Origin of the sequence: Pontibacter sp. 13R65 (assembly GCF_047525655.1) — a bacterium.
Lineage (GTDB): Bacteria > Bacteroidota > Bacteroidia > Cytophagales > Hymenobacteraceae > Pontibacter.
In genome coordinates, this window is the sequence record NZ_JBLIQL010000023.1 from 16,420 (window position 1) to 38,496 (window position 22,077).

The following is a 22,077-nucleotide window of genomic DNA, read 5'->3' on the forward strand; positions in this document are numbered from 1 at the left end:
TTTGTTTAGTTGCGCGTATTTATTTACCTAATTGCTCAAACGTTTCCTGCAGAACCTGTTTATCGTCGAATGGGTACCTGACTCCCTTTACCTCCTGATAAGTTTCATGGCCTTTTCCTGCTACTAATATTATGTCGTTTTTAGAAGCAAGCATACAGGCCGTTCTAATGGCTTCACGCCGGTCGAGCACGGCCAGCGTTTTTTTATAATCTAAAGGTTTTACTCCCTTTTGCATCTCCTCTAATATAGCCTGCGGCTCTTCAAAACGAGGGTTATCAGAGGTCAGCACTACCTTATCGCTCAGTCTACAGGCAAGGTCTGCCATTACTGGCCTTTTGGCTGCATCGCGGTTGCCACCACAACCCACTACTGTTATTACCTGCTGGTTTGGGTTGCGGATCTGCTGAATGGTGTTCAGCACATTTTCGAGGGCATCGGGCGTATGCGCGTAGTCTACAATACCGGTAATCTGAGTATCAGACACCACATACTCAAAGCGACCGGAGGCTGAAGTAAGGCTTGATAATACAGTCAGCGCCTCTACCGGGTCCTCGTCCAGCAGCACCGCGACGGCAAAAGCGCTGAGCAAATTATAGGCGTTAAACAAGCCTATCAGTTTGCACCAAGTTTCGTAGCCATCAATTTCCAGATGAAGCCCCTGCAAGGTATTGTCTATAACTTTGGCCTTGAACTCAGTAGCACGTCGGAGCGAGTAAAAATGTACGCTCGCCTTAGTGTTTTGCACCATTACTGCACCTCGTTTGTCGTCGCTGTTCACAAGCGCAAACGCTTTGGCAGGCAATTGGTCAAAAAACAGCTTTTTGGCTCTAATGTACTCGTCGAAGGTTTTGTGATAATCGAGGTGATCGTGGGTGATGTTGGTAAAAACACCTCCTGCAAACTGCAAACCAGCTACCCGCTGCTGTACCATGGCATGTGAACTCACTTCCATAAAGCAATAAGCACAGCCTGCTTTTACCATCTGGTCGAGCAAGTCATTCAGCGTTATGGCATCGGGCGTGGTGTGTGTTGCTGGCAACACTATTTCATCGATCTGGTTCTGTACCGTAGAGAGCATGCCTACGTGGTAGCCCAACTCCCGGAACAGCTTGTGCAGCAAAGTAACCGTGGTGGTTTTACCGTTAGTGCCAGTTACTCCAATCAACTTTAGCTTCTTAGACGGATGGCCATAAAAAGCAGAAGCCATTTGCCCCAGCGCCTGAGACGAATCCTTTACCACCACGAAAGTAACACCATCCGGAACAGAAGCCGGTAATACCTCACAAACAATGGCGGCGGCTTTTGCCTCCACTGCTTTTGAGATATACTCGTGGCCATCAGACTGCACCCCACGCACCGCCACAAACACCACTCCTTCAAGCACCTGTCGAGAGTCGAAGGAGATAGCCTCTACCGTAACGCCAAGAGGCCCTCTTGTTTCAAGGGCCTGTACCTGGGTTAGTATGTCTTGCAGCAGTCTCATCAGCTTAATATCAACACTATTTGTCCGTCTTTTTCAATAGCTGCGCCTGGTGCCACCGACTGGCGCTGCACCCGCTTGCCTGTACCTTCCACTTTTACTCTAAGGCGCTGGTTCTCCAGAATAAAGAGCGCATCGCGAAGGGTCATGCCCGTTACATCGGGCACAGTAGCTGCATTTACAGGATTAGGCTTAAATACAAGCGATCGCTTCTGCGGCTCCACGTACACCCAATCCTCATCCGGTGATTTTGAATGGTTGCTAATCCCGATTTTGTTGCAGATCAGGCTCAGATCATCGAGGCTGCCAGACTTAATATCGGGGAGGCTTTCTTTGTTTGGCACCACGCGCGCGAGCAAAGGCTTGTGCATGGCCAGGTCGCGGGCATAGGCTTTATCGGCCAACTCTTTAAAAACAGGCGCTGCCACATCGCCACCGTACACATTTACTCCTTTTGGCGAATCAATTATAACAATGCAGCTGTACTTAGGGTTATCGGCAGGGAAATAGCCTGCAAAAGAAGTAGAGTAGGTTTTTACATACTTACCGTTCTTTACCTTACGGGCTGTTCCGGTTTTGCCGGCCACTTTATAATCGTTACTCCTGATGTTTTTGGCAGTACCGTTCTCCACTACTCCCTCCATCATGGTGCGAAGCTTTTTAAGTGTTGCGTCGGAGCAGATTTTTTCGTCCAACACCCGCGTCTGGAAGGTCTGGATTACGTTATCGGCCTTGCGGATTTCTTTTACAATAATAGGCTGTATTTTGACACCATTGTTGGCCACCGCATTATAAAAAGCAAGTGTTTGCAACGGGGACAGCTTCAGTTCATACCCAATAGACATAGAAGCCAGCGATGTAGCACTCCAGCTTCTGTCTTGCGGGCTCTTCAAGTAAGGTCTTGCCTCACCATCCATCTGAAAACCGAGTGTACTACCCAAACCAAACCGGTTCAGGTAATCCGTAAAGGCAGTTGGGTTAGTGCCAAAGTGCTCTTCGGTAAGTTTGGCAACGCCTATGTTAGAAGACTTCTCGAAAACTTCCTGAACGGTAATTTTACCGTAGCCACCTATTTTAGAGTCAGTCATGGTTCTGCCTTTTATCCGGAAGGAACCTTTTCCTGTGTCTACCGAGTCAGTGAGGTTTACGTTGGCGTGCTCAAACAACGCCATCATAGCGGCCAGCTTGAAAGTTGACCCTGGCTCTGTACGACCCTGGTTACCAACTGCATAGTTATAATCTTCTATATAACCACCTTTTGTTTTTCCCAAGTTGGCAATAGCCTTTATTTCCCCGGTTTTAACCTCCATCATAATCACGCAACCATAATCTGCATCCGTTTTGGCCAGCGCTTTATACAGGGCATTCTCTGCCACATCCTGCAGGTTAATATCAATGGTGGTTTTGATGTCGTAACCGTGCTGGGGCTTCACTTCGGTACCATCATAAATAGGTTTGTTGCCACCGGCTATGCGCTCAAAAAGAGCCTCCCCATCGGTACCAGCCAGGTTATCGTTAAAGCTAAACTCCAGCCCCGCCCCATTTTTATCTACGTTAATAAACCCAATGGTGCGTTCTGCCAGAAGGCCAAACGGCTTGAAGCGCTTTTCTACCTTTTCAAAAATTACTCCGCCCCTGTTTTTACCGGCTCTGAAAATAGGCCACTGGGCCATCATCTTCTTATCCTGGTAGTTGATCTGACGGCTATTCAGGCGAAGGTAACGACGACCGTTGGTGCGGGCGTTCTTGATTCTGCGGCGGTAGTGGTCTTCTGATTTGTCGCCGTAGAAACGAGCCAGCAACATGGCAAGTGAGTCGATACCGGCATTGAACACTTGCGTTTCGGCAATAGTCGGATCAAAGGCTACCCGGTAAAAAGGAAGGGAAGTTGCCAGTATACTCTCGTTACCCGAAGACACATCGTTGTCGGAATAAATGTTGCCACGGGTAGCAAACACTGGCTGATAACGCACGCGACGCTCTTTCGAAATGGCTTTCCAGTTGGTTTTATCCAGAAACTGAATGTGCACGATTTTGTAAACAATGGCGCACGCAAATAAACAGATAGCCAAAAAAGCTACCCTTACCCGAACGAGTATGGATTTCTTAATATTCATCTGCTGCTACTTCTACTTGGTAAGGAGGGGAAGAGCTTTCGAGCAAACCTAAGGGTGCCACATTTCCAGCCACCACCGATTGCTTGCTGGCATCCATGTAATCAGACTTAAGGGTAGTGTAATCTGCCCTCAGGTCTTCGGTCTCCACCTTAATTTTATCTATTCTGCGGATTATTTTTTCGGCGTAATGCGTATTGCCGATATAGAAAAGCGTAATGCCGGTCAGGAAGAGTACGTTCGGCAGGTACCGGAGCGGAACGCCTTCCTCAAACAAAAAATCGACATTTGTATATTTTTCAAGCAGTTTAAATATGCTAAACCCCGACCCCTTAGGTGCAGCTGGCACCTGAGGTTCTTCCTCTGCCTGCAGGCGTGCCTTGTTTGCTCTAGGCGCGCGTGGTTTCCTGGTCATAAGGTTAGAAGCCATAGTCGATATTTAACTTTTTGCTCGTTACTAACTGCTGTTGCAGTTCAAATTATTTAATCATTCAATTCTCTCTTCCCGGCTACTCTAAGTTTGGCGCTTCTGGAGCGGCTGTTTTCCAGCAATTCCTGCTCCGAGGGGGTTATTGGTTTTCGGCTTATGGCATCAAGCGGTTTAATCTCGTTTCCGAACAAATCCTTCTCTACCTCTCCAAAAAACTTACCTTTTGCAATAAAGTTCTTCACCAGGCGATCTTCTAAGGAGTGGTAAGAAATAGCCACTAACCGTCCCCCTGGCTTCAGCAACTCTGCTGTCTGCTCCAACATCTCCTCAAGTGCCTTCAACTCATCATTCACCTCAATGCGCAAGGCCTGAAAAACCTGCGCCAGGTATTTGTTCTCTTTCCCTTTTGGGGTACAGGCGCTAATTGCCTGTTTAAAGTCGCTAATCGTTTCGATCGGGTTGCGCATCCGGCGCTCCACAATTAAACGAGCCAGCGTTCGTGCGTTTTTCACTTCGCCGTAAATGCCGAATATCCGATGAAGCTGCTCCTCCGAATAAGTGGCAACCACTTCTTTTGCCGACAAGGCCGCCTGCGGGTCCATGCGCATATCCAGAGGTCCTTCGAAACGAGTGGAAAAACCCCGCTCCGGCACATTAAACTGGTGCGATGAAACACCCAGGTCTGCCAGCAGCCCGTCAATTTCTTTCACCCGGTGTAGTCGCAGGTACTTTTTCAGATCCCTGAAATTGGCTTTCACAAAGTTGAAACCCGGGTGATCGATCTTTTTGGCCTGTGCTTCGGCATCACGGTCCTGATCAAAAGAATAAAGCTTACCGGTTGTAAGCTTGCTTAAAATGAGGAACGAATGACCACCACCTCCAAAAGTCACATCCACATAAACACCATCAGGCTTAATAGCCAGGGCATCTACCGACTCCTCTAATAAAACCGGACGATGATACTCCATTAAATCGACGCCTCCTCTGCTGGCTTATCGCCCAGAAACTTCTGGGCAAGCTGTGAAAAACTCTGCTGGTCCTTAATCAGGAACTCCTCATACTTATCAGGGTTCCAGATCTCCACTCTGTTTCCGAGCCCCACTACAATCGCCTCTTTCTCCAGTTCGGCAAAGCGAGCCATGGTGCGGGGCAAAATAAAACGGCCCGTCCCGTCTAGCTCGATCTCTGTGTTTCCGCGAAAGAAATTGCGCTGAAAGTGACGATACTCTTCATTAAACTCGTTCAGGCCAGCCACCTTATCATAAATAGACTTCCATTCCACTTTCGGATACAGCACTAAACAAGGCTCAAACCCTCTCATCAGGACAACATGATTGCCAGACGCCTCCGGCAAGTTGGCTTTTATCTTTGCAGGTAAAACCAACCTTCCCTTTGGATCAATCTTGCATTCGTATTCGCCAGATAGGAAGTTCATGCAACATTTGTTTAGTGGCTCCTATAGTTTTCAGGAGTATACAAATGTAACGAATCAGGAAAACACCACAACCACAATCTACCACTTTTTACCACTTTGTGGATAAATTATGGTTATCCACCCCACTTATCCACATTATCCACATTTTTTCCGCTCATTTTGGTGAAAACTAAATTTGCATCATACATTAAAAGTTACTAATATTCGAGGGGCAAAATAATAATTCATTGATTTTCAATACCTTAACCTTTATCACATAACCCGATACTTTACACCCTCTTAAACAATGGCAAAAGTGGGAGAAAGTGGCAGAAGAAGGTTGGTGGATAAACTTGAAGTGGAGAAAATAGGAAAATCAGGGAGTGGTGGAGCAAAAAACCATAGAATGCCGGCCTGCTTACCTGGCTCAAGCAGGTAAGAGAAATTCGTTAGAAAGGGCTTGTCTTTCTTCGCTAAAAAGCATGGGATTGGCAGGTGGCAAATGCCCTCCGGAAGGGCAATTTCATTAGCGGAATTGGCCCGTTACCGGTTGGCCCTAAAGCACATGCAGATATAACTACACCAGGTAATTGGCGCATGAATAAATTAGCAAGCCATAAATGATAAAGGGGCCTCTATTAGCGTTGTGAAGAATAAAAGGGTCAACCACCTGCTACAGGTAAGGTGCTGCACTATTACTCATGCTGCACCACATTTAAAACCTAATACTCACATAAACAGCGAGCTTCCGCGAGACAAGTTGATAGCAACAATGACCTACCCTAGACCTTTTATAAGCAATAAAGCCTCCGAAAGGGCAAAAGAATTTGAATAATTTAACTTGAGGTGTCTATGCTTTGCAGCAGGAAGAAAAGGCTAAATCGATCATGACTTCTCTTTGTAGAGCTTCCACCAGGGCAGGTAAGGCTTTTCGTGGTGCTCGTAGTGATAGCCAAAGAAATAGCAGCTCAGAAAAGCCCATATATGGTTTTTTGGTTGAGTACCTGATTTGTGCCTGTTGTGCGGAGCATGCTCTCCTTTGTGTGGCTGGTACGTGCCAAAATAGAACAATTGGAAAGTAGCCAGAATAGCAGGCAACATCCAGAACAGCACCACGTTCTCGAGCGGGAAAAAAAACTTCAGCACATTGAAGGTGATGGCCATTAGCAGGAGTTGCCACCAGGTAATATACTGCTTCAGAAAGCTAAGGTACCAGGGCCAGAAGCTGCCCTGGTGGTAATCGGGATCGTGCTCTGTGGCAACGTGCCGGTGGTGCTGGTGGTGCCGGGGGAGCAGGCGCGGGTACCAGTTATAGGCAAAAAGGAAGGCTGCCACCGTACCTATTGCCTTGTTCAAACCAGGTCGGCCGGGAGCCGCTACACCGTGCATGGCATCGTGCGCCGTAATAAACATGCCTGTGTACAGGTGCGTCTGTAGCAGCACAAAAAGATAAGTAATAGGCGATGAAAAACTTACAGGCAATTGCAGCAGATAGGCCAGCAACAGAAACCAACCAGTTATAATAACAGCTGCTATTACAATGCCCCGATTATCTTTTCTGGCTGTTTTTATCATTTAGAATTTTTGCAAGGCGTCCCGTACTTCTTCCATTAGCCAAAGTGGAGTAGAAGTAGCACCACAAATCCCCACCGACTCACCGGCTGCGAACCATTCCGGCCGCAACTCCTCTACCTTAGACACAAACCTGGTTTCCGGGTTTGTGTCTTTGCATACCTGGTAAAGCACCTTGCCGTTAGATGATTTTGTGCCCGATACAAAAATAACCTTATCGAACTGAGCGGCAAACTTGCGCAGGTCTTTATCACGGTTAGATACCTGCCTACAAATAGTGTCGTTGGCCGATACCGCTACCCCCTGCTCTTCCATCACCTGCTTTACTTTATAAAAACTATCGGTGCTTTTGGTGGTTTGGCTAAAGAGAGTAAGCTGAGAAGGTAGCTTATGCTGCAGCAATTCGGCAATGTTTTCAAACACGACTGCCTTATTATTTGTTTGCCCCAGCAGTCCTAATACCTCGGCATGGCCATGCTTGCCGTAAATGTAAATAGATTCTTTTTTGTCGTAGGAGGATTTAATGCGGTTCTGTAGCTTTAGCACCACAGGGCAGGAGGCATCTATAATAGTTAAGTTATTAGCCAGTGCGGTTTGATAAGTTTCGGGTGGTTCGCCGTGCGCTCTGATAAGCACAGTCTCGTTGTGCAGTTGCCGGAGCTGGTTATGGTCTATAATACATAACCCACGCTGTTGCAGACGCTCCACTTCCACATCGTTGTGCACAATATCTCCCAGGCAATAGAGGTAGCCCTGCTCCTGCAGTATATCTTCTGCCATTTGGATGGCATACACCACTCCAAAGCAGAAACCGGAATTAGTATCGATGGTTATACGCAGGCTCTTCATATCTTTTAAACAAGATGAGGCTCAAAATGTTTCACAGCCTGGCGCTGCCGCAGTCCTTCAAAAATGGAAATAGTAAGCAGCAGCATGAGCATTGAGTACATGGTATCTTCTACTGGAATAGACACAATGCGCAGCCCCAGGTTATAGTCGTTGTTGTACCACACTATCGGCAGATAGGTTAGCACCCCGTTTACCAGCAGAAAAGGCACCAGGTGGACCAGGTATGCCAGGTAAAATCGCCCTAGCACTTTGGTGCCAAACAGCCGCAGGTGTATTACCAACAGCACTGCCAGCAGGCTAAACGTTATGGAGGTATATAAATTATATATATTAAACACTGCCAGCACAGCCAGCACAGGCACTAACCCATATGTAACCGGCCTTGCTACAGACTGTAACAGATCTTTGGCAATATAGGCATTGAGTACACTGTAAATAAAAACACATGCATAAGGCACCGTCACGAAAAAGAGTACCTCCTCCAGCGGCAGCCCAAACAATTTAACACCAACCAGGTACTCTTCGTTGAAGCCCCAGATGCCTGCTCTGGTAAATAACACATCCCAGATAATAAAAAGTGCCCCGTTTAACGCCATGGCCGGAAAAAGATAAGGCCAACTCTTGTAAAAAGTCACTTTCTTATCAAAAGACAGCAACAACGGGAAAAGTATAGTGAATATGTTGAGGTATAGGTAGATGTACATTTAGATTTTGATGCTTCGCAAGGCCTTTTTTTCTTCTTCTGTGCAATGGTCTTTGGTCAGCATGAAATCGCGCATGGTCCGGGCCCAGTCTGTAGAAATACCGGATTTCGGGTGCGCCTTCAGGCTATCCAGAATCACTTTTTTGTCTTCGGCCAGGTGGCCACTCAGGTTCAGGTAGCGGGGCACATAATGCTCCACTGTAAAACGCAGGAAATGAATTTCCGGGTTTCTATTTTCCAACTGCACTGCCTCCTCAAAAATGGCAGCCGACTGCTTCAGGTGCTTCAGTTTCTGGTAAGGGTTCCAGACGTATTTAGCCATAGTTGCCTCTGACACTGCTTTATAAGCCATCAGTACCGGTTCCTTCTCTTTGTAATCGCTCATGAGTTGGTAAAAGTTTTTACCGGCCTCACTGTCCTGGCTGGCGGCCAGGTATTGTTTCCGTAATTCGGAAAGGTTGTAATTGTTTATTTTGTTACCCAAGGTCGCGCCTGCTACAAAAAGCAGGAAAGTAAGTAGAAATATTCTCACGTTAAATCACATTTAGTCTATACCGAACATAAGAGCCAAGCAAAAGTGCCAGCTTTGTGTTGTCAGGTATTCTTACGCGTTCCTGCAGTATATGGGTTGCGGGCACGCGTTGTATCCGTTTAAAAAGCTTCAGGTAATACACGTAGGCCAGGTAAACCCCCATACGGGCTCCACGAGGCAGGCCTAGTATACCCTGGTAAGCATCTTCAAAATCTTTAACAATATCGGCCTCTATCTCGGCTTTACTTATATTATTGAAGTTTTTGATATCTACTTTTGGGAAGTACACCCGGCCACGCTCATCATAATCGCTTTTAAAATCACGAAGAAAATTCACTTTTTGGAAAGCGGCGCCAAGGCTGCAGGCGGGTTTCTTCAGACGGTCGAACATTTCCTTATCTCCTTCGCAAAATACCTTCAGGCACATCAGGCCTACGACTTCGGCCGAGCCATAAATATACTGTTCGTACAAAGCCTTGTCATACACATTATCATCCAAGTCCATTTCCATGCTTTTCAAAAAAGCATCTATGTAAGCAGTGTCTATGTCGTAATTTGTCACCACCTCCTGGAAAGCCTGCAGTACCGGGTTCAGGCTAATTCGTTTTTTCAGGGCATCGTAGGTTTGCTTTTTAAAATCATGGAGCAGCTCCCGCTTTTCGTAATCATGGAAAGTATCGACAATTTCGTCGGCCAACCTTACAAATCCATAAATGGCGTAAATAGGGCTATGGAATTTGCGATGCATCGTTTTAATGCCTAAGGTAAAGGAGGTGCTGTAGGCCTCGGTAATAACCTTGCTGCACTTCAGGCAAGTTTGGTTGAATAGCTCCATGTACAAATTAATTTTCTTTTACAATTATTTAGGGAGGCACTTATTGCTTTTACGAGTAAAACAAATATGCCGCTAAGCCACCACTTCCATTTTGCTTTCTTTTACAATTTCCTTCGCCACTACCTGCCCCGAAATAAGAGAAGGCGGCACGCCGGGACCGGGCACCGTGAGTTGACCTGTATAATATAAATTGTTTACTTTTTTACTTTTAAGCGCAGGTTTAAATAGAGCCGTTTGCATGAGCGTGTTAGCTAATCCGTAAGCATTTCCTTTAAAAGCATTGTAGTCGGTTTCGAAATCGTGGTGCGCATAACTTCGCTTGTATACCACGCTGCTTCTAATTTCCTGCTTGGTGAGCTGCTCCAGCCGCTCCATAACCAGGTGATAATACTTTTCGCGTACCTCGTCGGTATCGGTTAGGCCCGGAGCCACCGGTATAAGCACAAATAAGTTCTCGCAGCCTGCCGGCGCTACACTAGCATCTGTTACCGACGGTGCTGACACATAAAACAACGGCTTTGTCGGCCATTTAGGATCTGTATAGATTTCCCGGGCATGTGGTCCAAAATCTTCATCAAAAAACAAGTTATGATGATTCAGGTTTTGCAATCGCTTGTTAATGCCCAGATAAAAAATGAGCGAAGAAGGGGCCATTACCCTTTCATCCCAGTATTTGTCGGAGTAACTCTGGTAAGTTTTTGGCAGCAATTGCTTTTCTACATGGTGGTAATCGGCACTTGCCACTACAACATCTGCCTCAAACCGATTATTTATGGTTACAACGCCAGTTGCTACACCCTGACTTACTTCAATTTGCTTTACATCCTGATTGAACAGAAACCTGACACCTTTCTCCTCGGCCAATTGCATCATGCCTTCTACAATGCGGTACATGCTTCCCATCGGGTACCAGGTACCGAGTGCAATATCGGCGTAGTTCATTAAGCTATACAGTGCCGGTGTATTTTCCGGAAGCGCCCCTAAAAACAGAATAGGGAACTCCATGAGCTTGATGATTTTGTTGTGCTTGAAAAACCGTCTGATATGCTTATGGAACGACTGAAAAACGTCCATCCGAACAACATCATACAGGAGCTTCAGGCTCATAAACTCAGTAACAGAACGACCTGGCTTGTACACCAACTCCTTTATGCCCACTTTATATTTGTATGCAGCCTGCCTCAGGAACTCATCAAGCATTGCACCACTCCCTGGTTCCAGGTCCTCAAACATAGCCCGCAGCTGATCCAGGGCGGCAGGAACCTGCATAAAATCTTTTTCGCCAAAAACGACAGTGTAAGATGGGTCGAGGCGTTTTAGCTGGTAGTAATCGGAAGTAGTTTTGCCAAAGCCCTGGAAATATGACTCAAATACATCAGGCATCCAGTACCAGCTAGGCCCCATGTCGAAGGTAAACCCCTGCGCTGCAAAGCTTCTTGCCCGGCCGCCGGGGCTGGCATTTTTTTCCAGCACCGTTACCTCAAAGCCTTCTGCCGCCAAACTGGTAGCAGCCGAAAGGCCGGAGAAACCGGAGCCAATGACAATTACTTTTTTCCGAATCATAAATTAATTATAGCACGCGTATTTATTCAAGCATCTAGCTGGTAAGTCCGAAGCATCGCTTTAAGCTCCTGCCGGGCTATAAATATGCGATTTTTTACTGTACCGATCGGTATTTTAAGCATTTCGGCTATTTCCAGGTATTTATAGCCTACATAATACATCATAAACGGAGTTCGGTGCTCCTCTTGCAGGGCCTCAATAGCAGATTCAATATCGTTCATGACGAAAGTTGCAGTGCCTTTGTTTTGTGTCATGAAATTTTCATCGTGATTGAGGTGGTGCAAAAAATCGTCGAAATCCGAATTACTGCTGCGCTTGGTTACTTTATTGTAATTGTTGATGAAAGAATTACGCATAATAGTAAACAACCACGCTTTGAGGTTGGTGCCGGGCAAGAACTTTTCCCGGTTCAACAGTGCCTTCAGCAGGGTCTCCTGAACCAAATCTTTGGCATCGTCTGCGTCTTGAGTAAGGCGCATAGCAGCCTGACGCATGTTTTGGGCCATTAGCTGCACATGATTACTAAATTCCAGAGCTGTCATATCTGTTTAACTTTTTCTACCCTATACGTAAACAAACTTTACTAGTTAAGAGTATACAAGGTATTTTGTTTAATTTAATATAAAAAATGTTAAACAGTTTATTTTTCACTAGTCACTCATTTAATGGTTCAATCTTTAGTTATAGGAACCAAATAAGTTAAATACAACATGTTAGGGTCATAAAAATGACTGTAAACAATTCTACCTTTTCAAGCCTGAAAACCTAAAAAAGCAGAGCAAGTATGTTATACACTTCCCTTTTCTGTAACTTCCACTATAAGTGATGTGAATAAGAGTTTACTAGAAGAGATCCTGAAGGATTGACGCATCAAACCAATAACGTAAGGTGGAGGATGACCTGCCAAAATTCGAAACTGGAGTTGAAGAAGTGAACTGACATATTAAAACACAGCGGCACAAAGTCAGCAGAAAGCCTCTGCGGATGCTAAAACTCTGCGACGGCCTAAATGCCAATTTCCTGATTCAGCCTCTGGAAGGCCACTTTCATTAGTAGAATTTACCGCTGGCCCGCTCCACCACCGTTTGTTTATTAGGCATCTTTAAGCAAAATTCCCTGCCTCCACCAATTATTGAATGGCAGAAGCAGGGAAAATAGCAGCATATTTATTGCATCAATCATAGCAGGTTGGCACTGGCGATATACTCAAAGTAACCAGGTCATGGGCTTATTAAATTGAAATTTCCTCCGGAAGGCCTTTTTCATTAGAATAATTGGGAGTGCAGTACAAGCTGCTATCTTAGCGAGCTAACCAGCATATTCTTGTCGCTAATCACATTAACAAAGTCCTGCATACAGGTTAGACGCTTTACATTTTCCGGAATAGTCAGGAACTCGTACTGCACCTGGTTCCCATACAGCAGCACCGTTGCTTCCGGAAAAGTAGTAGACAGCAGATTGATATAATGCTGCACTTCGCTGCGCTCGGGCGTGGAAGTAAGCACTGTGCATAGGTAATCGGCCTTAAAATTCTTATAGCAAAGCCGCAGATCTTCAAAAGGTAGGCTCTGCCCCAGGTAAAGCGTGTAAATATGGAGCGAACGCAGCAGGTAGTTCATGTACAGCAGCGCAATTTCGTGCATTTCTCCTTCTGGCAAAAACAGCATGTAGGTAGGAACTCCCTCCTGCCGCCGCACTACCTGCCCGTCAATAGCAACCAGTAGTTTCTGTCGGATAAGGTTACTGATAAAGTGTTCGTGCGCCGGGCTGATATTACCGGTTTGCCATAGAATGCCTATTTTCTTGAGAAACGGATACACGACCTCCTGCATCATAAATTGGATCCCCATTTGCAGCGTGGCGGTAGACAATACTTTATCGAAAAGCGGCTCGTCGAGGTCGAGCATAGCCGTGATGAGCCCGTTAATATGATGGTCGAACTCATTGGCTTCCTCGCTGAGTTGCTGCACCAATTGCCCTACCTCGCTTTTGCTCATTTTGGCGATTTTAGAAATCTTAAAGCCTTTCTCGTTTAGCAAAGAGATGTTGAGCAGCCATTTCAGGTCTTCATCGTCGTAAAACCGGATGTTGGTATCGGTTCTGGATGGAGACAGTATCTGATAGCGCTGCTCCCAGATGCGGATAGTATGCGCCTTGATGCCGGAAAGATGTTCCAGTTCCTTAATTGAGTAGAGAGCCACGGTTTATTTGCTTCTGTTTCCTGATTGATTTAGAAGCTGACTGGAAATACCTGGGTGCCACCCAAAGCATACCAAATGATTCGGATCCATCTCGCTGATTCACTTTATGATGCACCTTATGTGCTATGTTAAGTGCCCTCAGATACTTATTAGATGTTTTACCAAATAATTTGATTCTGCGGTGAATGAACACATCATGAATCAGGAAATAAGCAACACCATAGAGGGTAATACCTGCGCCTATCCAGAAGCGGTAATCCAGCGGACTTTCCCCAAATATAAAGAAAAGCATTGCCAGCATGCCGTAGTAGGCAAAAAACAAGTCGTTCAGCTCAAATGTGTGCTGGTGCCTGGTATGGTGCGACTTATGAAGAAACCACATAAAACCGTGTAGCACGTACTTATGCGTGGCCCAGGCCACAGCTTCCATTGCTACAAAAGTAAGTACCATGATTCCAATGCCAGTCAGCATAACGAACAAACAGCAAGATGAACAAATGGTTTATGAAATTGAAATTTTTAATTACCAAGTTACACGCTCTTTATTTAAAAAAGCCGCGATCCCACGCTGGCAATCTTCGCTGCTACGCGCAACAGCATTCATTTCAGCAGCGTATTGCAGTGCTTCTTCCAACGATTTGCCTTGCACCCTGGCAATCATCTCTTTCGTTACCTCCATAGACTGGCGGGAGTTTTCGGTGCACAGTTTCTGCGCAAAGGCAAAAACCTTGTCTTCCAGCTCTTCTGCCGGCACCACATAATTTACCAGGCCAAATGCCTGCGCCTCCTGCGCCGAAATCAGGTCACCAGTGAGCAGGAGTTGCTTGGCCCTCGCCTCCCCTATTTTACGAAGTAAAAACACTTTAACGATAGCCGGAATAAACCCTATTTTAACCTCGGTGTAGCCAAACTTTGCCTCAGGCACGGTAAAGGCAAAATCGCAAACAGTTGCCAGTCCGCAGCCACCGCCAATGGCATGGCCATTTACCTGCGCAATCACTACTTTTTTAAGTGTATAGATTGTCCGAAAGAGCTCCATCAGGTGTGTGGAATCGGCCAGGTTATCCTGGTAATTATATTTCTGCAGCAGTTGCAGATACTCTAAGTCTGCACCGGCACAAAACACCTTTCCTTCGGCCCGAAAAACTATTACCTTACAGTTCTCATCGTCTTCGGCCCTCGCAAAAGCTCGTTTCAGTTCCAGTACCACTTCAAAATTAAGGGCATTCCGCTTTTCGGACCGTGCAATGGTTATATAGCCTACCCGGTCTTTTACATGGTACCGTACAAAATCCATCACTTGCTTTTCAGCAGTATTCATAGTATCAGTCATAATTTCAGAAGTTTTCAAATGAACCTGCACTGGTATTACCGGCAACTGTTAACAACAACAGACTGCGCTTTGTTTAGCCCAGGGGCCTGTTCCGGCAACAGCATTTTGCTTTGCAGGCAAATACGAGCAGCAGACACTAATTAAATAACAAAAAATAAAGAGACCTTCCAACTGCTCCTCTAACCAGTCGTTCCTCTACCTCTATTAAAATAGAACTGAGGTTATACGCCGGGGAACCTACCTCTCCTGCCCCTCCAAGCTCCGCTGTTTCAAGTAACCCGATCTCCTACTCTGACTTTACGCATCAAAAATAAAATAAGCTTCAATTTAACAAACATCTTTTTAATGCTTCGCCTAATATTATAGCGATCAAAGTGTTTCGAAATTGCCCCTCTTATAAAACTTTCACTAAAAATTACTCGTAAATACAAAATATATTGCTAACTAACGTTAGTTTGTGTACATTTAAATATGTTAATGGGAGAATATCTAACTCTGGCACTACCATTGGTTTTAGCCAGAACTCTTAAACGGAAGTTTTGACTTGGATTTATCAAAGTCAAATTTTTATATCACGACAGCAAAAAACTACATCTACCTCTTCCAGGAACATAATTACTTATACGCTACAAAACTACAATTGCCGGGCTGTTATGCAGTCCGGCTTTTTTAGCTAAATCAGAAAATTGAGAGGTTATGTACGGAGGAGGAAACACTTTTGAAGCTACCAAAGCAGAAGGCTTGGAGCAGGAAGACCAGTCGAAACTGGCTGAGTTTGAAGAACGCATAGCCCAGGGCGAAAAAATAGAGCCCGACGATTGGATGCCAAAGCTCTACCGCATGCAGCTTATACGTATGATAGAGCAGCATGCCCATTCAGAAATTATCGGAGCGCTGCCGGAAGGCACCTGGATTACTCGCGCTCCGGGATTTAGGCGAAAGCTGGCCCTGATGGCAAAGGTTCAGGACGAGGTTGGTCACGCACAGTTGCTTTACAGTGCAGCCGAAACCCTTGGCAAATCGAGGGAAGAAATGCTGACAGACCTGATAAACGGCAAGTCGAAATACTCTAACGTGTTCAATTACCCCACTTACACCTGGGCAGACTCCTGCATTATTTCCTGGCTCATTGACGCGGGAGCGATTGTAAACCAAATGGCTAATTCCAAGGGATCCTATGGCCCCTACTGCCGTGCTCTGGAACGCATCTGCGCCGAGGAGGCTTTTCACCTGAAGTACGGGCACGATTCTGTGGTATACATGGCAACTGGCACCACTCCGCAGCGCCAGATGGTGCAGGAAGCACTTAACCGCTGGTGGAGCCAGATCATGACCTTTTTTGGCCCTTCCGATAAATTAAGTGTTCACACAGAAACGCTGATGCGCTGGAAAGTTAAAATGGCTTCTAACGACGAGTGCCGCCAGCAATACCTCGACATGTATGTGCCCAAAATTCTGGAAATAGGTCTGACCATACCCGACCCGCTCCTGAAAAAGAACCAGCAAACCGGCCAGTGGGAATATACTGAGCCAGATTGGGAGGAGTTCAGAAGGGTAATTAACGGAGACGGCCCCTGCAACGCAGAACGGCTGGGAGTACGCCGCATGGCTGAGGAACGGGGAGCCTGGGTACGCCTTGCCCTCCAAAACCCCACTGCCAAATACGTACGGCCACTTGCTTAAGTACCTGCACTTAAAATCAAAGTAGCCATTTTGAGGCACATGGTTTATTCTGTAAAATAAGAATCTACTTCAAGCTCTTCCTTTTGTCCCTTCTGTTCTAAGGTGCGATTTATAGCACCTTGTTTCCTTAACAAGTATAGAGACCGAGTTACATGGTAAAATGCAATGGCTCTTTTTGTTCAATTTAAATCTGCTGCTTATGTCGCTGAAGTCTTTAGATCCGAGAATTAACCGTTTGCACCTGCCAGACGGGGAGCTGCCACCCATGGAGCCCAAAGCAGAATTCGACCAGTTCGAGACCTTTGAGGTTTTTGCCCGCAAACGCGATAATACACCATTTACTTATGTTGGGCCAGTACATGCTCCTAACGCCGATGTTGCCTTCCTGTTTGCCAAAGAACAATACAGTCGGCGCTCAGCCTGCAGTGGCTTGTGGGTAGTGCTTACAAGGCATATTATGGTATCGCCTTATGCCAACGACGATGAATGTATCTACGATTCTTTTGAGGTCGACATACCCGAAGATACAGTATGGCCGCTGGAGTCTTACGAAGTGTTTCATCAGAAAAAGCGAGGAAAAGCCCATACCCACGTGGGCCGCGTAGGTGCTACCTCTTACCAGGAAGCTTACCACAAGGCGAAAACAGCTTTTGCCGCGCAACATCCTGCAGTAAACATGTGGGTAGTAAAGTCGAAAAACGTGCTGCAGTCGGCAGAGGAAGACCGGGATATGTGGCTGACACTGCCGGAGAAAAAATACAGAGAACCCGCTGCCTATAAGGTACTGGATAAGATAAAGCGATTTAAAGAAGAGCAGGCACAAGACCAATCAGCATGATAGAGGAAGCCATAAAAGATTTACTATACAAAATAGCTGACGACCAGCTTATTCTGGGCCACCGCAACTCGGAGTGGACTGGCCTTGGTCCCATTCTGGAAGAGGACATTGCCTTTTCTTCTATGGCACAGGATAAAATAGGCCACAGCCTGGCCTTTTACACGCTGCTGCACGATTTAGGCGAACCAGAACAAGATACCATTGCTTTCTCCAGACAGGCTACTCAGTTCCACAACAGTCAGTTTACAGAGCTGCCCAATGGCGAGTTTGACTTCAGCCTGATCCGCCACTTTCTTTACGACCATGCAGAGTCTATCCGGTTCGAGATGCTTAGCAATTCCAGTTACAAGCCAATTGCTAAAGTCGCTACCAAACTGAAAGGTGAGATTAAATACCACGTGCTGCATGCCAACACCTGGATCCGGAACCTGGGCTCCTCTACCGAAGAAGCTATCACGCGGCTGCAAAATTCACTGAATAGCCTCATGCCGTATGCATTGGGATTATTTGAACCCTCCGTTTATGAGCAGGAGCTGATAAAGAGCGGTGTGTACAAGGGAGAAGCCGTTATTCAGGAAGAGTGGCTAAGTAAGGTACAACAGGTACTATCGGCCACTGCACTTACCATGCCGGATTTAGCTAGCCTTACACCTATGGTAGGGGGCCGCTACGGCACCCACACCCGACACCTGCAGCCACTGCTAAACGAAATGGCCGAAGTCATAAAAATTGATCCTACTGCAGAATGGTAACATGACCTTACAGAAAAAAGATATACTCGCTATACTGGAGGAGGTAAAAGACCCGGAAATCCCTGTTTTGTCGCTGGTGGACCTGGGGGTGATAACAGGTGTAGAGATAGCAGAAGACGCCCATGTAACCGTGAACATGACCCCGACCTTTGCCGGCTGCCCCGCTATGGACTACATGAAAAAAGATGTAGAGCAGACGCTGGCACGGCACGGCATCAACAATTTCACAGTCCGGATGTCTTTCGACAGCCCCTGGAACAGCAATAAACTTACGGAAAAAGGACGTGCCGCACTAAAGCAATTCGGTTTGGCTCCTCCACCCACCTACGACCTGATACTGGACCTGGACATATTGGAATACGCCACCTGCCCTAACTGCAAGAGCACCAACACCACTATGCGTTCGCCCTTCGGCCCCACCCTCTGCCGTGCCCTCCACTACTGCAACGACTGCCACCAAATGTTTGAGCAGTTTAAACCTTTATAATAGCTGGTTGTTGAATTGTTGATTGGTTGTGCGGAGAATGTACATCCGTTTTTAACTTTTAACTGCCAAGGGTCTAACATCTAAAACCTAGTCTAGCATCTAAAACTTTCAATAAGCCTCTGGAAGGGCAATTCCATTAGAATAATTTAGCAGAAGACTAACCTAAACTAATGCATTGCGGCAGGAGGTAACGAACAGAACACCTGAGCCAGGTGCACCCATTGACGATTTTATGTTTGAGCGTTCAGCGAGTTCAAAATCGTCTTGATTTTTTTGGTTCTTTTTGTATCAAGACAAAAAGAACAAAGACACAGGCAATACAACGGCCCCACCCCGCTGTCACAGCAAGAAAAGCTACTATGCAAACTTAAACTACAACTGCAATAGCCATTGCTAATGCATCTCGCCCACAAGATCCTTTCAGGATGACAAAAGGAAAGGGCTGAGTGGAAAATTAGAAGGTAACAAAGAATAGCGGCACAAATTCCCTCTGAAGATCAACTCTATTGGAAAAGTCTAAAAAGAGAAAGGACAGCCATTACGACTGCCCCTTCACATTAACAAAACCAATATTGAACATTAATACAACTCAAACACCATCCGATTTATTGCCCTCTTTTACAGCTAATAATTCCTGAGGCTGATTACCGGTTGTATTCAGTGCTTCTAGCTGCTGCACAATAATTTCTTTCTGTGTCAGGAAAGAAGGCAAATTTCTTTTTCTTACAGGCTCCGCTTCAGGCAACTGCACTTTCAGACCATCTACTTGCTTGCCATTCTTCCAGAAACGATAGCACAGGTGCGGGCCAGTAGCCAGGCCGGTGCTACCCACATAGCCGATGGTTTGCCCCTGCTGCACACGCACGCCTGCCTTGATGCCTTTAGCAAACTTAGACATGTGCAGGTATTGGGTGGTGTAGGTACCGTTGTGTTTGATTTTAACATAGTTGCCGTTGCCGCGCGTAAATTTTGCTTCTACCACTACTCCGTCGCCCACTGTGCGGATAGGGGTGCCGGCGCGGGCGGCAAAGTCGGTGCCCAAGTGCGGTTTATTAACTTTCTGAACTGGATGAAAACGGTTCATGGTATAGCGGGAGCTGATGCGGCTGTACTCCAGCGGCTCCCGTAAAAATGCTTTTTTGAGGCTTTTGCCGTTCTGATCGAAATAACCGGAGCTATTGTCCTGATCGAAGGCGATGGCATAAAGCGGCTGGCCCTGATGCTCAAAATATGCAGCTTTGAGTTTGCCTACGCCAATGCGCGTGCCGTTTACCACTTTCTCTTCATAAATAAGCTTGAATTTATCGCCAGGCTGAATTCTGTTTAAGTCGAGGCGCCAGGCGTAGATATCGGCAAAGGTATTTACCAGTTGGGCAGAGCCTCCAGCCTTTAACATAGAGGCATAGAGCGAGTGGTTTATTTCGCCGGATATGGCTTTTTCGATTACCTGCACTTCCCGCTTCACCTTTGTTACCTCCAGGTCTCCGCGCAGGTCATATATAATGTATTCTATATTGTTGGGCTCGTAAATAAAATATTGGGCCGTGCGGTTCGCGTCTTTGGCATGAAGAATAATGTAGTTACGCTTCGCATTAATTTTTCTAAGATCAAAAACACCTTTCGCTTTCTGAGAAAGCAGGTCGATGGTAGCAGCAGAAATATTGTAATCAGCCAATATAACTGACATGCTCTGCCCCCGCTCCACTTCACCTTCCACAATTCTCATCGAATCGGTCGGAATGCCAAACACAATTGGAGCCGGACCTTCCTCCTCCTCCTCTTCTTCATTTTCAGTAACAATGGAGAAACCGTCTGTTTCTTGCTCTAAATCGTCTGATAAAGTAAAATTGAAGGTTTGCGCCGCTGTAAAAAAAATTAACAGAGAGCTGGCTATCAGGATGGCAAATCCGATAAGGCGTTTAAACATTGTACTAAGGCTTTGGTTGAAAACAGGTGCTAAAATATGGGTAAAATTATAGAATTAAAAATAAAGTCCGGACAATAATCAGGATGTTAACCAGTTACTCTCGAGCGCCTAGGTCTCCTCCGCAAATGGGCACTATAACACCTCCAGGCTGGGCAGGTCAAAAATCCCTGATCTAAAGGGTGGGCAAGTTCCTTATAGAACTATCAACCGGCCGATCACTATCAGGGTAAACAAAATTGCCCGATGCACCCACTAGCTCTAGCCCCTGCTTTTACCCTTGTGCACAAGCCTCTTTCAAACAGACAAAACGAGGTAAAGCTGTTAGAGGCTATTCCCTGCTGCACATCTTTAATTATTCTAATGAAATAGGCCTTCCAGAAGCCCCCGCCTCTTCGAAAAGCCATTGCCTGCCATTCAAAACAACGAATTCACCTAACCGCATTTAAAAATCTTTTCTAACTTTGGCCCTTATGAAAACATTAGAAGGAAAAGTAGCTCTGGTAACGGGAGCATCTAAAGGTATTGGCCGTGCCATCGCACAAAAATTTGTGGAGATGGGTGCCCAGGTAGCGTTCACCTACCTGTCGAGCGTTGAAAAAGGACAGCAGCTGGAACAGGAGCTCACTGCTGACGGAGGCAATGCAAAAGGCTTCCGGTCCGATGCCGCAGACAACACCCAGGCAGAAAAGCTGGTAGAAGACGTAATCAGCGAATTTGGCAAAATAGATATTCTTGTAAACAACGCCGGTATTACCCGCGATGGCCTCCTGATGCGCATGAGCGTAGACCAGTGGGATGCCGTCATCAACACCAACCTGAAATCTGTTTTCAACCTTACCAAGTCGGCCACCAAGCACATGATGCGTGCCAAAGCTGGTTCTATCATTAATATTACCTCTGTGGTTGGCATTAAGGGCAATGCCGGCCAGGCCAACTATGCAGCCTCAAAAGCAGGCATTATTGGTTTTACCAAATCAGTAGCGCTCGAGCTTGGTTCCCGCAATATTCGCTGCAACGCAGTGGCTCCCGGCTTTATAGAAACCGAAATGACAGGCGAACTCGACCAGAAAGTGGTTGACGAGTGGCGTAAGGCCATTCCGTTGAAACGTGGCGGTACACCAGCTGATGTAGCTAATTGTGTGGCGTTCCTGGCTTCCGACGAAGCAGCTTACATATCGGGGCAGGTGCTGCAGGTAGATGGCGGTATGCTGACCTAAGCTTTTTAATTAGAAATTAAAAATTATGAATTATAAATTAATTTGTGGATTTTAATCGTAGTAAGGTCTAGTGTAATATGCTAAACATGTAAGTGGCCCGTTGTACTTTCCTTGCTGGTTCACAGATTATATAATTATTTTAGGCCA

The 22,077-nt window shown here is 46.1% G+C and carries 21 protein-coding genes; 5 read left to right on the top strand and 16 right to left on the bottom strand.

Annotated elements, in window-relative coordinates:
- Positions 1 to 19 precede the first annotated feature (19 nt).
- The 15 genes from ACMA1I_RS19640 to ACMA1I_RS19710 all read right to left on the bottom strand — a co-directional run bounded on the left by ACMA1I_RS19640 (position 20) and on the right by ACMA1I_RS19710 (position 15,026).
- Positions 20 to 1,483: a UDP-N-acetylmuramoyl-L-alanyl-D-glutamate--2,6-diaminopimelate ligase gene (locus tag ACMA1I_RS19640; RefSeq protein WP_337070181.1), complete on the bottom strand. Its 1,464-nt coding sequence runs from the start codon at positions 1,481 to 1,483 to the stop codon at positions 20 to 22.
- On the bottom strand, positions 1,483 to 3,597 hold the full coding sequence (locus ACMA1I_RS19645) for a penicillin-binding protein (RefSeq protein ID WP_337070182.1): 2,115 nt from the start codon (positions 3,595 to 3,597) through the stop codon (positions 1,483 to 1,485). Before ACMA1I_RS19645 ends, ACMA1I_RS19640 begins: the two co-directional genes overlap by 1 nt.
- Entirely contained in the window at positions 3,587 to 4,024 is a 438-nt protein-coding gene (locus ACMA1I_RS19650; RefSeq protein WP_337070183.1) for an FtsL-like putative cell division protein, read from the bottom strand. Before ACMA1I_RS19650 ends, ACMA1I_RS19645 begins: the two co-directional genes overlap by 11 nt.
- A gap of 53 nt (positions 4,025 to 4,077) precedes the next feature.
- On the bottom strand, positions 4,078 to 4,992 hold the full coding sequence (gene rsmH, locus ACMA1I_RS19655; RefSeq protein ID WP_337070184.1) for a 16S rRNA (cytosine(1402)-N(4))-methyltransferase RsmH: 915 nt from the start codon (positions 4,990 to 4,992) through the stop codon (positions 4,078 to 4,080).
- Entirely contained in the window at positions 4,992 to 5,459 is a 468-nt protein-coding gene (mraZ, locus tag ACMA1I_RS19660; protein ID WP_337070185.1) for a division/cell wall cluster transcriptional repressor MraZ, read from the bottom strand. Before mraZ ends, rsmH begins: the two co-directional genes overlap by 1 nt.
- An 864-nt stretch (positions 5,460 to 6,323) precedes the next feature.
- Positions 6,324 to 7,013, bottom strand: coding sequence for a fatty acid desaturase (locus ACMA1I_RS19665; RefSeq protein ID WP_337070186.1), 690 nt, complete (start codon positions 7,011 to 7,013; stop codon positions 6,324 to 6,326).
- Positions 7,014 to 7,859: a 4-hydroxy-3-methylbut-2-enyl diphosphate reductase gene (locus tag ACMA1I_RS19670; RefSeq protein WP_337070187.1), complete on the bottom strand. Its 846-nt coding sequence runs from the start codon at positions 7,857 to 7,859 to the stop codon at positions 7,014 to 7,016.
- A gap of 5 nt (positions 7,860 to 7,864) precedes the next feature.
- Entirely contained in the window at positions 7,865 to 8,563 is a 699-nt protein-coding gene (locus tag ACMA1I_RS19675; RefSeq protein WP_337070188.1) for a lycopene cyclase domain-containing protein, read from the bottom strand.
- Positions 8,564 to 9,094 (bottom strand): hypothetical protein, encoded by a 531-nt coding sequence (locus tag ACMA1I_RS19680; protein ID WP_337070189.1) that lies wholly within the window; start codon positions 9,092 to 9,094, stop codon positions 8,564 to 8,566.
- Between the two features lies 1 nt (position 9,095).
- Positions 9,096 to 9,929 carry a phytoene/squalene synthase family protein gene (locus tag ACMA1I_RS19685; RefSeq protein ID WP_337070190.1) on the bottom strand — a complete coding sequence of 278 codons (834 nt, stop codon included), beginning with the start codon at positions 9,927 to 9,929 and terminating at the stop codon, positions 9,096 to 9,098.
- Between the two features lie 72 nt (positions 9,930 to 10,001).
- Entirely contained in the window at positions 10,002 to 11,492 is a 1,491-nt protein-coding gene (locus tag ACMA1I_RS19690) for a phytoene desaturase family protein (protein ID WP_337070191.1), read from the bottom strand.
- Positions 11,493 to 11,518: 26 nt separating this feature from the next.
- Positions 11,519 to 12,034, bottom strand: a complete 516-nt coding sequence (locus ACMA1I_RS19695) for an RNA polymerase sigma factor (protein ID WP_337070192.1) — start codon at positions 12,032 to 12,034, stop codon at positions 11,519 to 11,521.
- A 753-nt stretch (positions 12,035 to 12,787) separates the two neighbouring features.
- The gene (locus tag ACMA1I_RS19700) at positions 12,788 to 13,693 is read right to left on the bottom strand and encodes a MerR family transcriptional regulator (protein ID WP_337070193.1); all 906 of its coding nucleotides are present in this window, start codon (positions 13,691 to 13,693) and stop codon (positions 12,788 to 12,790) included.
- Positions 13,674 to 14,144, bottom strand: coding sequence for a sterol desaturase family protein (locus ACMA1I_RS19705; RefSeq protein ID WP_337070194.1), 471 nt, complete (start codon positions 14,142 to 14,144; stop codon positions 13,674 to 13,676). Before ACMA1I_RS19705 ends, ACMA1I_RS19700 begins: the two co-directional genes overlap by 20 nt.
- A gap of 72 nt (positions 14,145 to 14,216) precedes the next feature.
- On the bottom strand, positions 14,217 to 15,026 hold the full coding sequence (locus tag ACMA1I_RS19710; protein WP_337070195.1) for an enoyl-CoA hydratase/isomerase family protein: 810 nt from the start codon (positions 15,024 to 15,026) through the stop codon (positions 14,217 to 14,219).
- A 696-nt stretch (positions 15,027 to 15,722) separates the two neighbouring features.
- On the opposite strand from ACMA1I_RS19710, the gene paaA reads away from it, so the two are divergent.
- The 4 genes from paaA to paaD all read left to right on the top strand — a co-directional run bounded on the left by paaA (position 15,723) and on the right by paaD (position 18,786).
- Positions 15,723 to 16,709 (top strand): 1,2-phenylacetyl-CoA epoxidase subunit PaaA, encoded by a 987-nt coding sequence (paaA, locus tag ACMA1I_RS19715; protein WP_337070196.1) that lies wholly within the window; start codon positions 15,723 to 15,725, stop codon positions 16,707 to 16,709.
- Between the two features lie 199 nt (positions 16,710 to 16,908).
- Entirely contained in the window at positions 16,909 to 17,547 is a 639-nt protein-coding gene (locus ACMA1I_RS19720; RefSeq protein ID WP_337070197.1) for a phenylacetic acid degradation b, read from the top strand.
- A complete protein-coding gene (gene paaC, locus ACMA1I_RS19725; protein ID WP_337070198.1) occupies positions 17,544 to 18,299 on the top strand; it encodes a 1,2-phenylacetyl-CoA epoxidase subunit PaaC in 756 nt (251 codons plus the stop codon). Before ACMA1I_RS19720 ends, paaC begins: the two co-directional genes overlap by 4 nt.
- Before the next feature lies 1 nt (position 18,300).
- Entirely contained in the window at positions 18,301 to 18,786 is a 486-nt protein-coding gene (gene paaD / locus ACMA1I_RS19730; RefSeq protein ID WP_337070199.1) for a 1,2-phenylacetyl-CoA epoxidase subunit PaaD, read from the top strand.
- Positions 18,787 to 19,375: 589 nt separating this feature from the next.
- On the opposite strand, the gene ACMA1I_RS19735 is transcribed toward paaD, so the two are convergent.
- The gene (locus ACMA1I_RS19735) at positions 19,376 to 20,713 is read right to left on the bottom strand and encodes a peptidoglycan DD-metalloendopeptidase family protein (protein WP_337070200.1); all 1,338 of its coding nucleotides are present in this window, start codon (positions 20,711 to 20,713) and stop codon (positions 19,376 to 19,378) included.
- Positions 20,714 to 21,183: 470 nt separating this feature from the next.
- Between ACMA1I_RS19735 and fabG the strand changes: the two genes are divergently transcribed.
- Positions 21,184 to 21,930, top strand: coding sequence for a 3-oxoacyl-[acyl-carrier-protein] reductase (gene fabG / locus ACMA1I_RS19740; protein ID WP_337070201.1), 747 nt, complete (start codon positions 21,184 to 21,186; stop codon positions 21,928 to 21,930).
- Positions 21,931 to 22,077: the final 147 nt, after the last annotated feature.

What these genes read in the sequence shown, in the direction of transcription:
- mraZ (WP_337070185.1), bottom strand. Translation starts at nt 5,459, where the DNA reads ATGAACTTCCTATCTGGCGAATACGAATGCAAGATTGATCCAAAGGGA.
- ACMA1I_RS19710 (WP_337070195.1), bottom strand. Translation starts at nt 15,026, where the DNA reads ATGACTGATACTATGAATACTGCTGAAAAGCAAGTGATGGATTTTGTA.
- ACMA1I_RS19720 (WP_337070197.1), top strand. Translation starts at nt 16,909, where the DNA reads ATGTCGCTGAAGTCTTTAGATCCGAGAATTAACCGTTTGCACCTGCCA.
- ACMA1I_RS19695 (WP_337070192.1), bottom strand. Translation starts at nt 12,034, where the DNA reads ATGACAGCTCTGGAATTTAGTAATCATGTGCAGCTAATGGCCCAAAAC.
- ACMA1I_RS19650 (WP_337070183.1), bottom strand. Translation starts at nt 4,024, where the DNA reads ATGGCTTCTAACCTTATGACCAGGAAACCACGCGCGCCTAGAGCAAAC.
- ACMA1I_RS19685 (WP_337070190.1), bottom strand. Translation starts at nt 9,929, where the DNA reads ATGGAGCTATTCAACCAAACTTGCCTGAAGTGCAGCAAGGTTATTACC.
- paaC (WP_337070198.1), top strand. Translation starts at nt 17,544, where the DNA reads ATGATAGAGGAAGCCATAAAAGATTTACTATACAAAATAGCTGACGAC.
- ACMA1I_RS19675 (WP_337070188.1), bottom strand. Translation starts at nt 8,563, where the DNA reads ATGTACATCTACCTATACCTCAACATATTCACTATACTTTTCCCGTTG.
- fabG (WP_337070201.1), top strand. Translation starts at nt 21,184, where the DNA reads ATGAAAACATTAGAAGGAAAAGTAGCTCTGGTAACGGGAGCATCTAAA.
- ACMA1I_RS19735 (WP_337070200.1), bottom strand. Translation starts at nt 20,713, where the DNA reads ATGTTTAAACGCCTTATCGGATTTGCCATCCTGATAGCCAGCTCTCTG.
- paaD (WP_337070199.1), top strand. Translation starts at nt 18,301, where the DNA reads ATGACCTTACAGAAAAAAGATATACTCGCTATACTGGAGGAGGTAAAA.
- ACMA1I_RS19665 (WP_337070186.1), bottom strand. Translation starts at nt 7,013, where the DNA reads ATGATAAAAACAGCCAGAAAAGATAATCGGGGCATTGTAATAGCAGCT.
- ACMA1I_RS19645 (WP_337070182.1), bottom strand. Translation starts at nt 3,597, where the DNA reads ATGAATATTAAGAAATCCATACTCGTTCGGGTAAGGGTAGCTTTTTTG.
- ACMA1I_RS19670 (WP_337070187.1), bottom strand. Translation starts at nt 7,859, where the DNA reads ATGAAGAGCCTGCGTATAACCATCGATACTAATTCCGGTTTCTGCTTT.
- ACMA1I_RS19640 (WP_337070181.1), bottom strand. Translation starts at nt 1,483, where the DNA reads ATGAGACTGCTGCAAGACATACTAACCCAGGTACAGGCCCTTGAAACA.
- ACMA1I_RS19705 (WP_337070194.1), bottom strand. Translation starts at nt 14,144, where the DNA reads ATGGTACTTACTTTTGTAGCAATGGAAGCTGTGGCCTGGGCCACGCAT.
- ACMA1I_RS19690 (WP_337070191.1), bottom strand. Translation starts at nt 11,492, where the DNA reads ATGATTCGGAAAAAAGTAATTGTCATTGGCTCCGGTTTCTCCGGCCTT.
- rsmH (WP_337070184.1), bottom strand. Translation starts at nt 4,992, where the DNA reads ATGGAGTATCATCGTCCGGTTTTATTAGAGGAGTCGGTAGATGCCCTG.
- paaA (WP_337070196.1), top strand. Translation starts at nt 15,723, where the DNA reads ATGTACGGAGGAGGAAACACTTTTGAAGCTACCAAAGCAGAAGGCTTG.